The organism is Pseudomonas sp. P1_A1, from assembly GCF_056406935.1.
Genome location: NZ_JBFTZE010000005.1, coordinates 118,455 through 132,929, shown reverse-complemented (window position 1 = coordinate 132,929; position 14,475 = coordinate 118,455). Strand labels below are relative to the sequence as shown.

The window sequence follows — 14,475 nt, the reverse complement described above, 5'->3', positions numbered from 1 at the left end:
TCGGTACGGTAACAAGGAGAAAACTCCATGAAGATGTTGCGTGCCCCGTTGTTGATGATCGGTCTGCTGCTCTGCTCCCAGGGTTTTGCTGCCACTGCCCAACAGAACAAAATGACCACCTGCAATGCTGACGCTACCGCCAAGAGCCTTAAAGGCGATGAGCGCAAAGCCTTCATGAGCACCTGCCTCAAAGCCGCACCGGCCGCCGATGCCACCAAGCCCATGACACCTCAGCAAGAAAAAATGAAAACCTGCAACGCCGATGCCGCCACCAAGGCCCTCAAGGGCGATGCGCGCAAAGCGTTCATGAGCGAGTGCCTGAAGAAAAAATAATCATCAAAAGATTGCAGCCTGCGGCAGCGCCCACAGGCGCGTAGGAGCTGCCGAAGGCTGCGATCTTTTCGCCGCGACACGGCGTGTGGGTCATCCGCTCGCTTCGGCGCCGGAACGCTGGCAGACTGCCAATCCTTTCACGTCGTTCGTTTTGAGGCTGTATGTCAGCGTTTTCTCAGCGTCAGGTCTTGTTGCTCATCAGTTGGGTCATCATTTTTGGCGGTTTGCTGCTGGTGATCCCTCTGCGATTGCTGCCCAGCCTGCTGGCCGGGTTGTTGGTGTTCGAACTGGTCAACATGCTCACGCCGCAATTGCAACGGCTGATCGAAGGCCGCCGCGCGCGCTGGCTGGCAGTGGCGTTGCTGGGGACTTTGGTGGTCAGTGTGCTGGCGCTGATCTTTGCCGGTGCGATCAGTTTTCTGCTGCACGAGGCAGAAAACCCCGGTGCTTCCCTCGATAAATTCATGGGCGTGGTCGACCGCGCACGCGGGCAGCTGCCGCCGTTCATCGACGCTTATTTGCCGGCCAGTGCCGCCGAGTTCCGGGTGGCCATCGGCGAGTGGATGAGCAAGCACTTGAGCGACTTGCAACTGGTGGGCAAGGACGCGGCGCACATGTTCGTGACGCTGCTGATCGGCATGGTGCTGGGGGCGATCATCGCCTTGCAACGCGTGCCGGACCTGACCAAGCGCAAACCCTTGGCCGCGGCGCTGTTCGACCGCTTGCACCTGTTGGTCCAGGCGTTTCGCAACATCGTGTTCGCGCAGATCAAGATTTCCCTGCTCAACACCTTCTTCACCGGGATTTTCCTCGCGGTGGTCCTGCCGATGTTCGGGATCAAGCTGCCGCTGACCAAAACCCTGATCGTGCTGACCTTCCTGCTCGGCTTGTTGCCGGTGATCGGCAACCTGATGTCGAACACCTTGATCACCATCGTCGGCCTGTCGCTGTCGATCTGGGTGGCGGTGGCGGCGCTGGGGTATCTGATCTTTATCCACAAGCTCGAATACTTCCTCAACGCGCGCATCGTCGGCGGGCAGATCAGTGCCAAGTCGTGGGAGTTGCTGCTGGCGATGCTGGTGTTCGAAGCCGCGTTCGGCCTGCCGGGGGTGGTGGCGGGGCCGATTTATTACGCGTACCTGAAGAGTGAGTTGAAGCAGGTGGGGATGGTTTGATCCAGTGTTGATCTAACCGATCGTTCCCACGCTCTGCGTGGGAATGCATCCCGTGACGCTCCGCGTCACAGCTTCAACAGCGGACGCTGAGCGTCCATGGCGGCATTCCCACGCAGAGCGTGGGAACGATCATTAAACGGGGGCAAGCCCCCTCGCCACAGGGTTTCGGTCAATCCATCGGGCCGTAACGCTTGGCCGCCTCGATCGCCAACCCGCTGCCGATGCTGCCGAAGATGTTGCCTTCCACATGCTGCGCCTTCGGCAACATCGCCGAGACGCTGTTGCGCAGCGCCGGAATCCCGCTCGAACCGCCAGTGAAGAACACCGTATCTACCTGATCGACCCGCACATTCGCGTCGTTCAGCAATTGGGTCACGCTGTTGCGCACCCGCTCCAGCAAGTTGTCGATGGCTGATTCGAACAGCGCACGAGTCAGTTCCACACTCAAACCGGGCTCGATGCGGTCCAGCGGCACATGGCGGCTGTCGGCATGAGTCAGCTGAATCTTGGTCTCTTCCACTTCCATCGCCAGCCAGTGCCCGGCGCGCTGGTCGATCAGCTTGAACAGGCGATCGATGCCGCCGGTGTCTTCGATGTCGTAGCGCATGCTGCCCAGGGCCAGGGTCGATTTCTGCGAGTACACCGAGTTGATGGTGTGCCAGGTCGCCAGGTTCATGTGATGGCTGGTGGGCATGTAGGCGCCGCTCTTCATCCGGCTGCCGTAGCCGAACAGCGGCATCAGGCCTTGCAGACTCAGCTGTTTGTCGAAATCGGTCCCGCCGATGTGCACGCCGCCGGTGGCGAGAATGTCGTCGTGACGGTTGTCGTGGCCACGTCGCTCAGGGGACAGGCGCACCAGGGAGAAGTCCGACGTACCGCCGCCGATGTCGACGATCAGTACCAGCTCTTCCTTTTCGATGGTCGACTCGTAGTCGAACGCCGCTGCAATCGGCTCGTACTGGAACGAGACTTCCTTGAAGCCGATGGCGCGGGCTACGTCCACCAGGGTGTTCTCGGCTTCCTGGTCGGCCAGTTCATCGTCATCGACGAAAAACACCGGACGGCCCAGCACCACTTCCTCGAACTCCCGACCGGCAGCGGCTTCGGCGCGCTTTTTCAACTGGCCGATGAACAGCCCGAGCAGGTCCTTGAACGGCATCGCCGTGCCGAGGACGCTGGTGTCGTGCTTGATCAGCTTGGAGCCCAGCAGGCTCTTGAGCGAGCGCATCAACCGGCCTTCGTAACCTTCCAGGTACTCGTGCAGCGCCAGCCGGCCGTACACCGGGCGGCGTTCTTCGATATTGAAGAAGACCACCGAGGGCAGGGTTATCTTGTCGTCCTCCAGCGCGATCAGCGTTTCCATGCCGGGGCGCAGCCAGCCGACGGTGGAGTTGGACGTGCCGAAGTCGATACCGCAGGCACGGGCTGGAGATGCGTTTTTCATGTCTTTCAAGTTCCGGTTAAAAAACGGCCGCGCAGTGTATGTCAGTGCGGCGCAGATTCGAAGGCCGACTATCTGTTAAATCGCATTGATCTGCGCTTGAAAGATGGGCCATCGCCCCCAAACTTCCCTGCATAGGTTTGGCAATCCTTGGGCGACAGCAAGAACTGCGCCCGGCTGCCGATAAACTACTGATGCGCTGCCCGGTCACAAAATTGAGATTGATCAATCAAGACGCTGTAAACCAGAGCATGCTGTACCGAGTGGCGCGATTTCGATAATGGATGGTGATTCCCTCGATGGACTTCAAAGACTATTACAAGATTCTCGGCGTGGAGCCGACCGCGGACGATAAGGCGATCAAGGCCGCCTATCGGAAGCTGGCGCGCAAATACCACCCCGATGTCAGCAAGGAAAAGGACGCCGAGGCCAAGTTCAAGGACGCGTCGGAAGCCTATGAAGCGCTGAAAAGCGCCGACAAGCGCGCCGAATACGACGACTTGCGCAAATACGGTCACCACGGCCAGCCGTTCCAGGGCCCACCGGGTTGGCAGAGTCGTGGTGGTTTCGGTGGCGGTGGTCAGGACACGGGCGATTTCTCGGACTTCTTCAGTTCGATCTTCGGCAACCGTGGTTCGGGTTTCGGTGGCGGTGGACGGTCGGGCCATAGTGCCGGTCGTCGAGGGCAAGACGTGGAAATGGAATTACCGGTTTTTCTGGAAGAAACCCTCTCGACCGAATCGAAGAAGGTCAGCTTTCAGGTGCCGCAGTACAACGCTGCCGGCCAGCATGTCAGCAATACCAGCAAAAGCCTGAACGTGAAGATCCCCGCCGGCGTGACTGACGGCGAGCGCATCCGCCTCAAGGGCCAGGGCGCTCCGGGCATCGGTGGCGGGACCAATGGCGACCTGTACCTGACCATTCGTTTTGCGCCGCACCCCAAATTCGATGTCGAAGGCGAGAACCTGATCATCACCTTGCCGCTGGCGCCGTGGGAACTGGCGCTGGGGACCGAAGTCGCGGTGCCGACCCTGACCGGCAAGATCAACCTCAAGGTTCCGGCTGGCAGCCAGAATGGCCAGCGCATGCGCGCCAAGGGCCACGGCCTGATGCACAAGGCCGGGCACCGTGGTTACCTGTTCGTGCAGCTCAAGGCGGTGATGCCGAAAAAACTCGACCATGACGTCAAGGCGTTGTGGGAGGAGTTGGCGAAAAAAGCCGCTTTCGATCCGCGAGAGAATTTTTGATTCCGAGATAAGGAGGAGCCCAATCATGAGCGACCCCGTGATCGTTCTATTGGACCTGGCAGAATTCTGTGAGGCGACCGAGTTGTCGGACGTGCATGTGATCGAGATCGTCGAACACGGCATCCTCGAACCACAGGGGACAGAGCCCAGGGATTGGCGTTTCACCGACTACGAACTGGTATTGGCCAAGCGCGCCGCCAAGCTGCGGCGCGATCTGGAGCTGGAATGGGAAGGCGTCGCCCTGGCGCTGGACCTGCTTGACGAGGTCCAGCAACTGCGGGCCGAGAACCGCATGCTCAAGCAGCGGTTGGGGCGGCTGGTGATCCTGTAGTCGAATGTCGACTTCAGATCTTGCGTGGCAACACCACGCTAAACAGTGTGCCCTCGGCCTCACTGGAACTGACCTCGATCGTCCCTTGATGGGCATCAACCACTTCCTTGACGATGAATAGCCCCAGACCGAGGCTGGTGCTCGGCCCGCCGAGCTCTTCGTCGGCACTGCGTACCAGCGGATCGAAGATCGTGCCGATCGCCTCGGGTGGAATCGGCGTACCGTCGTTGTGCACGGTGAGGCGAACGCTGTCCGTTTCACCCCTGAGGGTCAGTTTGACCGCGCGGTGGTTCGAACCGTGTTGTAACGCATTGCCGATCAGGTTTTGCAGCATTTGAGCGAGCCTTCGGCCATCCCATACACCTTGAGTATCGCCTTCAACGCTCAGCGTCGGATCGCATTGCGGATGGGCAGCGCAGGCTTGGGCAATCGCTTCGCGTGCCGTTTCGGCCAGGTCCATGGGCGCCGGCTCGATCGGCAGGCGCTTGCCCAGGCGACTGCGGACCAGCTCCAGCAAATCGCCGACCATCACCGCCATGTGCCGAGCGCCACGTTGGATATGGATTGCGCACGTCAGCGCGTCGCCTTCAAGAGCGGCTTTGCGTAGCAGCAATTCCGTGGACATGCTCACTGCTTGCAACGGTGCGCGCAGGTCATGGCCGAGGATCGCCAAAAAGATGTCCCGGGAACGATTGACCTGTTCGGCATAAGCCTCGGTGGATTCGGCCAGGGCTTCGTCGATGGCTTCGTTGAAACGGATCATGTCCTGAAAATAGGCGATGTCGGGGGCGTCCAGGCTGTTGACCCACAGGCGGATCACGCACGCACGCAGATGACGGAACTCCGAGGTCATCTGCACCAGGTCGAAACCCACGGTATGACGCAGTTCTCCATGGCTGGCGCCGGCCTTGTCCAGGCTTGGGGTCTTCTCCGGACCTTCACCCTTGGCTTTGGCATGTTGTTCGCTGGCGGTTTGTGCAGTAGTCATGTCTCGCGCGGCGGCTAGCAGAATCGCCTTGGCGTGGTCGCGCAAGGCTGCTCGATCCATGCACTCGGCCGCCGGGGTGATCGTTCTGGCGAACTGCTCCCATTCATCGACGATGCGGTCCACGTGTTGCCTGATGAATTCGGATAAGCGCATGGCCGGCACACCTGACTGGAAACTCTTGGCATCTTAGCCCCTTTGCCGACGGGTAAAAACTACCGCTGACAAGGCGGATCAGGCTTGCGAGTTTTGCGGGTGGTATTTAATTATTTTTTAGATTCTCAAGTTGAGTGGTGTTGTTGGTTTTATCGCTTTTTCCCAACAACTATTTGAGCTTTTATTTTTGTCGTCATTGAATAAGCTGGGCGTTCTGTTGATCGCATAGGGATACATGCGTAATGAATGAAATATCAGAAGGATCTGTTTCGGGCACTTCTCCAGTGCTCGCTGTCGGTGAAAACATTTATCTGAATTATCTTGCAACCAAAGTCCCGGCGTTAATAAATAAACCATCGGTATCAAAACTTGTATCAAATGCAATCCAGCCACCCGACTTTCCCGAGTGGTACGTCAAGGCCAGCGCTATCGACCGTCAGTATCTCAAGGAACTCATGAGTGAGCGCTGGCGGTTGCAAGACAGCCTGGATGACACACTGGGCGATTTACAAAAGGACATCAATAAGTTCGCCGAACCCTTGCTTGTTCAGGCCCTGAAAGAAAAGCTGAACCTGGATCTGGATGTTCATGCGACATCGGTACGGCTTTATATTCCGGCGCTCCTGGGTTTTGGCGTCGACACCAATGCCAGTCGGCTCAGGCAGTCAACTCTGCTGGAGGCCGCACTCCATAACTTCGAGGACTCTGAAACCCGTGCTGGCGCCTTTCGTGATGGCTCCGGCATTTTCACTACCGACGCCGAGGGAGCCCTGAAGCGCCATTCATTGACCATCGAAAGTTTTGCGAGCCTTTGCAGGGATCTGGATCTCGGTGCGCAATATCAACGGCACATCAAAGGGTTGCTGGCCCCTTCGGCGGTTGATGCCAAAGCCTCGCTTGAGCAGCACTTCATCGGGACCGAAAAGGCCGCGTTCAATGAGTCAGCCCTGATTGCCTATTTGAAGAGTGATATCACTTCTTATGCATATGGCAAGTTGCAGCAACTGCGAGACAACCAGACAAACATCACGATGGGCAATCGCCCGTTACAGTCTCATCGGCTGACTCTTTTGGGCGTGAAGCTGTCGGGTATCGTGTTGTTCAGTGCAGTGGCTGATCCAACACGAGTAAAGCGAATCTACAACAGCCTGGTTCCGGCACACCAACGAACAATGATGGAGTGGTCGCGCAAACTGGCCATTTTACCCGGGCAGGAGTTTGATCAATTCAAACTGCTCAAGGCCTTTTTTGCCAACGGGCCAAGCGGTGTGGTCGACGAGATGCTGGGCAGGAACGATATTTTCACGCAGAGCCGGCTCGATGGCACCTTGATCGCCTACGTACCGGACGACCCTGAACATCCCTTGAAGGAATATCCGTCCTTTACCGACTTCATGAAGGAGCTGACGAGCCAGTTGCGCTCGTCGGACTATCAGCAGTTCTTCAGTCGGTTCGTACCGCAAAAAGACCAGGGCAGGTTTTTCGCTCGCGTCAGGGAACGCTTCAGCACCTTTACCTGGCAGCAGCGGGAGCCGTTGAGCATGGGGCCATGGTGGCGGGAAACTGCGGTGGAAAACCCCGATGCAGAGCCGATCACCAACGTGATTGAAGGCGCGCTCTGGCCTCGGCTCAGTCGATGGCGGCGCGACAAGGCCATCGCCGATGCGCGACATATCGCCGTGCCCACTGGCGATGAAGATGCCAATGCCCGCTGGGCGCGGCTGAGGAGTTACGCGAACATCGGCTGGAATGTGTTCAACTTCGGCGCAATGCTGGTGCCGGGCCTGGGAGAGGCCATGTTGGGCGTGATGGTCGGGCAAATGCTGCTCGAAACCATGGAGGGCATTGAGGACTGGAGCAAGGGAGACAAGGAAGAAGCGGCAGCGCTTCTGTGCGGTGTCCTGATCAATGCTGCCCAGTTGGCAATCATGGCGGCAGGGCATGTTTTACCCACGGGCGCAGCGGCAGCGGTCCGGCCTTCATCTTTTGTCGAACAGCTGAAGCCGGTGGTGCTCGCTGACGGCAAGACCCGTCTCTGGAATCCGGACCTGAGTCCGTATGAACATCAAGTCAGTCTGAGTCCGGATACGAAGCCAAACGAGCGAGGCCTGTATCTGCACAACGATCAGGAGTTTCTGTCGAGCGGCGGTAAATACTTTGCGGTGCAAGACGATCCACTCACGGGGCAACCGCGGATTCTCCATCCGGATCGAGCGATGGCGTACCAACCGAAGCTTGAACACAATGGCGCCGGCACCTGGCATACCGAGCTCGACCGCCCTGTCGAATGGACCTCCACCGAGCTCATGCGACGGTTGGGGGCGAGGGTAGAAACGTTCGACGACGCAACGCTTGAACACATCCGTATCGCCAGTGGCGTCGAAGAAGATGTGTTGCGTCGGCTGCATGTCGAAAATGAAACGCCGCCCGCGTTGCTGGTCGACACGATCAACCGGTTCAAGGCGTGGGCGGACACGGGGAAGCTGCCTGAGAACGGCCAGTCAAACATTGCCGACGCCAGGACGCTTCAGGACACTTTTGCGCAATTGCCCGCCAACATGGCAGAGGAGTTACTGAGCGCCGCTGATCCGGCTGACTTGCGAGTGCTGGCCGAGCAAAAGCGTATTGGCTTGCACCTCGGGCAACAGGCGCGCGCCGCCTCGCTGGAGGTGCGTCTGTCGCGTGCCTATGAAGGGTTGTTCCTTGATTCACTGCAGGCGCTGGATACGGAAAGGCTGGCATTGCATAGCCTGGAAAGCTTGCCGAACTGGCCGCAGGAGGTGCGCATCGAGATTCGCGAGCATTCTTTCACTGGCCGTGTGCGCGACAGCATTGGCCCAGATGAAGCGGATGTGCGCAAAGTCCTGGTCAGCACGGAAAACGGTTATGAAGCGCGGGATGCCGAGGACAACCATCTGCACGGCGCCGATGACCTGTTTTCTTCGGTATTGCATGCCCTGCCTGACGCTGAACGCAAAGCACTGGGTTTTGAAATCAATCAAGGCGCGACACTCAAGCACACCGTTCAAAATGCACCCTTGGCGCGTGACCAGCTTCGCCCGATGCTGGCGGACAACCCCCTGCGCAAGCCTGCTTATGATCCCGAGACGATGAAGCTGCTCGGTGGAATGCCTCTTCCGCAAGGCATTCGACGGCTCACCGGTCGCCTGACGTTGCAGGAACGCGTCAGGAGCGTGCGGCCGGGCTGGACAGAAGAGCAAGCCCAGGCTTATCTGGACGGTGGCGGCAACGAGGCTGACCCGGAGCTGCGGGCCAGTGCGCTGGAAGCGGAATTCAACCGCCTCAATACCAACTTCCAGCGCTGGCTGAATTCGCCGACCGAAGCGAACAGGCTCAGCCCTGCCGGCGTTGCCGAATGGCAGTCCAGAAACTCACTTTACAGGGCCATTCGTCAGTGCTGGCAGCAAACCGGGCCCGGGCATGTGGACTCTTTCGAGACTCTGCAGGGAACAGTGCTTGACCTCAGAAATATGCCCATGGGACGACACTTGGGAACCATGCCCCCTCTGGAAGCCGATTTTCAGCACGTGACCAGCCTGAACTTGCTGGGCACTGAGATGACCGACGCACACATCACCTTTCTTGATCATTTTCCGCGCCTGCGTTCGCTGAATCTCACCGGCAACCGGCTCACGCAATTTCCTCCTTCGGTGGGGCGAATGCGTGGGCTGACCGAGTTGTACCTCGGCGATAACCGGATTGTGCTGGATGCGCAGGGCGCTACGTACTTAAGATGGCTTACCCGGCTTCAAAGTCTCGATTTGCAGGGAAACCCGTTAGGGCGAGTGCCCGATATCGGTGGTATGCGCATGCTACACACCGTGATGCTGGGTGAGACCGGTATTCATACCTGGCCGGACGGGCTGTTTTCTCAACCCAGATTCCGGCATTTCTACCTGAACCTGCAACGCAATGAGCTGACAGCTATTCCCCAGGTAACACCTGGCTCTGGCGAGGCGGAGTTGTTGGCACGGACGGTGTTGAGTCGCGACCCGCAGTGGTTGTCGGCCGAGAATCTGAACACGCTCAGAGATAACATCAGGTCCGTCGGCCTGGACCCCGATCGTCCGTATCCGCCTCGTGGCGTGCGCGACAGCCTTGATTGGGAGGAAGGCATGACGCGGCCTGAATGGGTCGCCAAACAGGCGATATGGAACAGCGTTGAGGATGAGTTCGGTTCGGTGCCTTTTTTCAATCAGATCAGGAAGCTCACCGAGTCCAGCCATTTCAACAGCGATCGCGCATTTAGAGTGGACATGACGAGCAAGCTCTGGCGAATGCTGGAAGCCATGTCCAAAGACAGTGAGTTGCGGCGCAACCTTTTTGTCATGGGTAAAGACGAGGTTACCAATTGCGTCGACGCCGGGGCACAGTTGTTCAATGCGATGGGCGTTGAAGTGTTGATCCACGAAGCCTACGCATTGCGCAGTCCGGGTCTGGTGGAAGCGGAACTGGTGCAGTTGGCCAGGGGCAAGTCCCGCCTGGATGAAGTGAGCCGGATCGCCCACAAGGTGGTCGCCGAGCGACTGGCGAACGGTGAGCAATTCAGGGTCGTCGATGAAAATGGCCTGGTCTCGGGGACCATCGATGAAGTCGAAGTACATCTGGGCTACATGACGGACCTGGCCGAACGGCTGGATCTGCCCTGGCAATCCCGTGACTTGCAATTTCGCACGCACACAGGTGTCACCCCCGAGATGATCGAAAGTGCCTATCAGCGGGTACTGGCTCTGGAAGCCGGCGACTTGTTGCGTGATTCGATCATCGAACAGCCGTTCTGGGACACGTTCATCCAGCGCTTGAATCGAAGCGCCTTCAAAGTCTTCAGGCGCCGAATCGATGCGACGACGGAGTTTTACATGGCGCTTGATAGGCGCGCGACCGAACCGAATCTATCGGTCGAGGCCAAGGCAGCTCTCAAAGAAGAACTGCGGGTCCTCGCCGCAGAGTTGGGTAAACCGGAAAGCGCGATTGCTCCGGGAGAGGTCATGACAGACGAGGCTTATGCCGCCGAGCTGGAGGCGATCAACACCGAGATGAAAACGCTGATGAAGACCCTGACCCAGCAGGCGATGGATCGGGCGAAGCTGCAAAGGGTAGAGATTCCCTTCACGGTCAAACCGAATAACTGATTGACCCGACAAACAACCCTACCGGCACGAAGACTGACGCCCTTCGTGCCGGTTTTTTTATACCTGACAGAATTTCAAAACAGGAAGTAACGCTGAGCCATCGGCAACACATCCGCCGGCTCGCACCACAGCAGCACACCGTCGGCCTTGACCTGATAGGTCTGCGGATCGACGTCGATGTCCGGCAGGTAATCGTTGTGAATCAGGTCGGTTTTCTGCACCTCGCGGCAGCCTTTGACCACCGCGATTTTCTTCTTCAGCCCTAAGGCTTCAGGCAAACCGGCTTCCTGTGCCGCCTGGCTGATAAAAGTCAGGCTAGTGGCGTGCAACGAGCCGCCGTAACTGGCGAACATCGGGCGGTAGTGCACCGGTTGCGGCGTCGGGATCGAGGCGTTGGCGTCACCCATCAGGCTGGCCGCAATGGCACCGCCCTTGAGGATCAGCGTCGGTTTTACCCCGAAGAATGCCGGGCGCCAGAGCACCAGATCCGCCCATTTGCCCACTTCGACCGAACCCACTTCATGGCTGATGCCGTGGGTGATCGCCGGGTTGATCGTGTACTTGGCGATGTAGCGTTTGGCGCGGAAGTTGTCGTTGCCTTCGCCGTCGCCCGGCAGTGGGCCGCGTTGCTTTTTCATCTTGTCGGCGGTCTGCCAGGTGCGGGTGATGACTTCGCCAACGCGGCCCATGGCCTGACTGTCAGAGCTGATCATCGAGAACGCGCCGAGGTCGTGGAGGATGTCTTCGGCGGCAATCGTCTCGCGCCGGATGCGGCTTTCGGCGAACGCCACGTCTTCGGCAATGCTCGGGTCCAGGTGGTGGCAGACCATCAGCATGTCGAGGTGTTCGTCGATGGTGTTGCGGGTGAACGGCCGGGTCGGGTTGGTCGAGCTCGGCAGCACGTTGGCGAAACCGCAGGCCTTGATGATGTCCGGCGCATGACCGCCACCGGCACCTTCGGTGTGATAGGTGTGGATGGTGCGGCCCTTGAAGGCGGCGAGGGTGGTTTCGACGAAGCCGGACTCGTTGAGGGTGTCGGTGTGAATCGCCACTTGCACGTCGTACTGGTCGGCCACGGTCAAGCAGTTGTCGATACTCGCCGGGGTAGTGCCCCAGTCTTCGTGCAGCTTGAGGCCGATGGCACCGGCCTTGACCTGCTCGATCAACGGCTCCGGCAGGCTGGCGTTGCCCTTGCCGGTGAGGCCGATGTTCATCGGGAACGCATCGGCGGCCTGGAGCATGCGCGCCAGATGCCACGGCCCTGACGTGCAGGTGGTGGCGTTGGTGCCGGTGGCAGGTCCCGTGCCGCCGCCGATCATGGTGGTGACGCCGCTCATCAGCGCTTCTTCGATCTGCTGCGGGCAGATGAAGTGGATGTGGGTGTCGATGCCGCCGGCGGTGAGGATCATGCCTTCACCGGCGATCACTTCGGTGCTGGCGCCGACGGCGATGGTGACGTTGGGCTGGATGTCCGGGTTGCCGGCCTTGCCGATGGCCGCGATGCGCCCGTCCTTGAGGCCGACGTCGGCTTTGACGATGCCCCAGTGGTCGATGATCAGCGCGTTGGTGATCAGGGTATCGACAACCTCAGCAGCCAGCAGTTGGCTTTGGCCCTGGCCGTCGCGGATGACCTTGCCGCCGCCAAATTTCACTTCTTCGCCGTAGGTGGTGAAGTCCTGTTCCACTTCGATCCACAGTTCGGTGTCTGCCAGACGGACCTTGTCACCGACGGTGGGGCCGAACATGTCGGCGTAGGCTTGTCTTGAGATTTTCATGCGCTTGCCTTGGGATTCAATTGGGTTTGAGACCGCTCGCGTAGCTCGCTATCGCAGCCTCGCTCCGCTCGACAGCTTCTACAGGGGGATCGTGTTCCCCCGGATATCGCGTTTTTCTGTAGGAGCTGTCGAGCGAAGCGAGGCTGCGATCTTTTGATCTTTAATCGAGGTCGCCCATGATCCTGCCGGCAAACCCGAACACCCGGCGATGCCCGGCCAGGTCCACCAGCTCGACCTCGCGGCTCTGCCCCGGTTCGAAGCGCACCGCGGTGCCGGCGGGGATGTTCAGGCGCATGCCACGGCTGGCGGCGCGGTCGAAGGTCAGCGCGTCGTTGGTTTCGAAAAAGTGATAATGCGAGCCGACCTGGATCGGCCGGTCGCCGCTGTTGGCCACCTTCAGGCTGACAGTGCGTCGGCCCACGTTAAGCTCGATGTCGCCGGGCTGGATCTGGTACTCACCGGGAATCATCACTGGGCTCCTTGGAGAATCTTGTAGTAGAGGGCGGTCGGTTTGTAGCGCCCGTTCGGGTCGCAGGCGTAGTCCGGAATTTCGCCGGCACGGGTGTAACCCAGGGCCTTGTAGAAGTCTTCGGCGGGGGAGCCGGCCTCGGTGTCGAGGTAGAGCATGCCGCGTTTGTGCTGGCGGGCCGCAAGCTCAAGGGCATGCATCAACTGCTGGCCCAGGCCGCGACGACGGGCATGTTCACGCACCAGCAGTTTCTGCACTTCGGCGCGATTGAGCCCATTGGCTTTCTGGCACAGGTTCAGTTGCACACTGGCCTGCACCTGTTCGTCCTTGACCACCACCCACAGCAGCACGTTGCCTTTGTTCAGGTTGTCCTGGACTTCATCGAAATGGGCTCGGGCCTGGGTGGCATCCAGATCCGCCATGAACCCGACGCTGGCGCCATAGCCGACGGCGTCGAGCAGCAGATCAATCAATCCCTGACGATAGTGCGCAAAGCTTTCAACATTGACGCGTCGCAGTTGGGCGGCGTTCATGGGGCATCACTCCTTGTGGGGACCGGGTGGCATTACGCCGGGGTCGAGGATCAGTTGCATGAAGGTCAGGTCCAGCCAGCGGCCGAACTTGGTACCCACCTGCGGCATTTGGCCGGTGACGACAAAACCGGCCCGCTCGTGCAGCCGGATCGAGGCACCGTTACCGCTTTCGATGGCGGCGACCATCACGTGTTTGTTGCAGCCTTTGGCGCGCTCGATCAGCGCTGCCATCAGTTGCGGGCCGAGGCCATTGCCACGTTGGTCGTTGCGCACGTACACCGAGTGCTCGACCGTGTGGCGGAACCCGTCGAAGGGCCGCCAGTCACCGAATGAAGCGTAGCCGAGTACGTTGTCGTCGCCGTCGACGATCACCAGAATCGGATAGCCCTGGGCCTGCCGCGCGCTGAACCAGGCCTGGCGGTTGCCCAGGTCCACGGCCTGTTCGTTCCAGATCGCCGTGGTGTTGAGTACGGCGTCGTTGTAGATGTCGCGGATCGCCGGCAGATCGGCGTGCAGCGCATCGCGGATGTGGTAAGTCATGGCGCGGCCTCAGGCGATCGGTTGGTGAACGGTGACCAGTTTGGTGCCGTCGGGAAACGTCGCTTCGACCTGGATCTCCGGGATCATTTCCGGGATGCCTTCCATCACTTGTTCGCGGCTGAGCAGGGTGGTGCCGTAGTGCATCAGCTCGGCCACGGTCTGGCCGTCACGCGCGCCTTCGAGCAGCGCCGCAGAAATGTAGGCCATGGCCTCCGGGTAATTGAGTTTCACGCCGCGAGCCAAACGCCGTTCGGCCACGAGGCCGGCGGTGAAAATCAACAGCTTGTCTTTTTCGCGTGGGGTCAGGTCCATCGTAGAAATCCATAATCGGCAGTTA

Annotated in this window: 12 protein-coding genes; 5 read left to right on the top strand and 7 right to left on the bottom strand. The window is 59.5% G+C overall.

What is annotated here, in order from left to right:
• The first annotated feature begins 27 nt into the window (after positions 1-27).
• Together AC1D2Q_RS09580 and AC1D2Q_RS09575 are read left to right on the top strand one after the other, a co-directional pair.
• Positions 28-333 (top strand): PsiF family protein, encoded by a 306-nt coding sequence (locus tag AC1D2Q_RS09580; protein ID WP_253416992.1) that lies wholly within the window; start codon positions 28-30, stop codon positions 331-333.
• Between the two features lie 161 nt (positions 334-494).
• The gene (locus tag AC1D2Q_RS09575) at positions 495-1,508 is read left to right on the top strand and encodes an AI-2E family transporter (protein WP_018928460.1); all 1,014 of its coding nucleotides are present in this window, start codon (positions 495-497) and stop codon (positions 1,506-1,508) included.
• A 169-nt stretch (positions 1,509-1,677) separates the two neighbouring features.
• Here the strand turns inward: AC1D2Q_RS09575 and AC1D2Q_RS09570 are convergent, their stop codons facing one another.
• Positions 1,678-2,952 (bottom strand): Hsp70 family protein, encoded by a 1,275-nt coding sequence (locus tag AC1D2Q_RS09570; RefSeq protein ID WP_477813036.1) that lies wholly within the window; start codon positions 2,950-2,952, stop codon positions 1,678-1,680.
• 296 nt (positions 2,953-3,248) lie between these two features.
• On the opposite strand from AC1D2Q_RS09570, the gene AC1D2Q_RS09565 reads away from it, so the two are divergent.
• Together AC1D2Q_RS09565 and AC1D2Q_RS09560 are read left to right on the top strand one after the other, a co-directional pair.
• On the top strand, positions 3,249-4,196 hold the full coding sequence (locus AC1D2Q_RS09565) for a DnaJ C-terminal domain-containing protein (RefSeq protein WP_477813035.1): 948 nt from the start codon (positions 3,249-3,251) through the stop codon (positions 4,194-4,196).
• Between the two features lie 25 nt (positions 4,197-4,221).
• Positions 4,222-4,527 (top strand): chaperone modulator CbpM, encoded by a 306-nt coding sequence (locus tag AC1D2Q_RS09560; RefSeq protein ID WP_477813034.1) that lies wholly within the window; start codon positions 4,222-4,224, stop codon positions 4,525-4,527.
• Positions 4,528-4,540: 13 nt separating this feature from the next.
• Here the strand turns inward: AC1D2Q_RS09560 and AC1D2Q_RS09555 are convergent, their stop codons facing one another.
• Complete coding sequence (locus AC1D2Q_RS09555; protein WP_477813033.1) at positions 4,541-5,668, bottom strand: sensor histidine kinase; 1,128 nt, start codon at positions 5,666-5,668, stop codon at positions 4,541-4,543.
• A gap of 242 nt (positions 5,669-5,910) precedes the next feature.
• Between AC1D2Q_RS09555 and AC1D2Q_RS09550 the strand changes: the two genes are divergently transcribed.
• Positions 5,911-10,821: a dermonecrotic toxin domain-containing protein gene (locus tag AC1D2Q_RS09550; RefSeq protein WP_477813032.1), complete on the top strand. Its 4,911-nt coding sequence runs from the start codon at positions 5,911-5,913 to the stop codon at positions 10,819-10,821.
• Between the two features lie 74 nt (positions 10,822-10,895).
• Here the strand turns inward: AC1D2Q_RS09550 and ureC are convergent, their stop codons facing one another.
• The 5 genes from ureC to ureA all read right to left on the bottom strand — a co-directional run bounded on the left by ureC (position 10,896) and on the right by ureA (position 14,450).
• Entirely contained in the window at positions 10,896-12,596 is a 1,701-nt protein-coding gene (gene ureC / locus AC1D2Q_RS09545) for an urease subunit alpha (protein WP_477813031.1), read from the bottom strand.
• Positions 12,597-12,756: 160 nt separating this feature from the next.
• Entirely contained in the window at positions 12,757-13,065 is a 309-nt protein-coding gene (locus tag AC1D2Q_RS09540; RefSeq protein ID WP_109627750.1) for an urease subunit beta, read from the bottom strand.
• A complete protein-coding gene (locus tag AC1D2Q_RS09535) occupies positions 13,065-13,598 on the bottom strand; it encodes a GNAT family N-acetyltransferase (protein WP_018928452.1) in 534 nt (177 codons plus the stop codon). Before AC1D2Q_RS09535 ends, AC1D2Q_RS09540 begins: the two co-directional genes overlap by 1 nt.
• A gap of 6 nt (positions 13,599-13,604) precedes the next feature.
• Positions 13,605-14,138, bottom strand: coding sequence for an N-acetyltransferase family protein (locus AC1D2Q_RS09530; protein ID WP_477813030.1), 534 nt, complete (start codon positions 14,136-14,138; stop codon positions 13,605-13,607).
• 9 nt (positions 14,139-14,147) lie between these two features.
• Entirely contained in the window at positions 14,148-14,450 is a 303-nt protein-coding gene (gene ureA / locus AC1D2Q_RS09525; RefSeq protein WP_007937143.1) for an urease subunit gamma, read from the bottom strand.
• Positions 14,451-14,475: the final 25 nt, after the last annotated feature.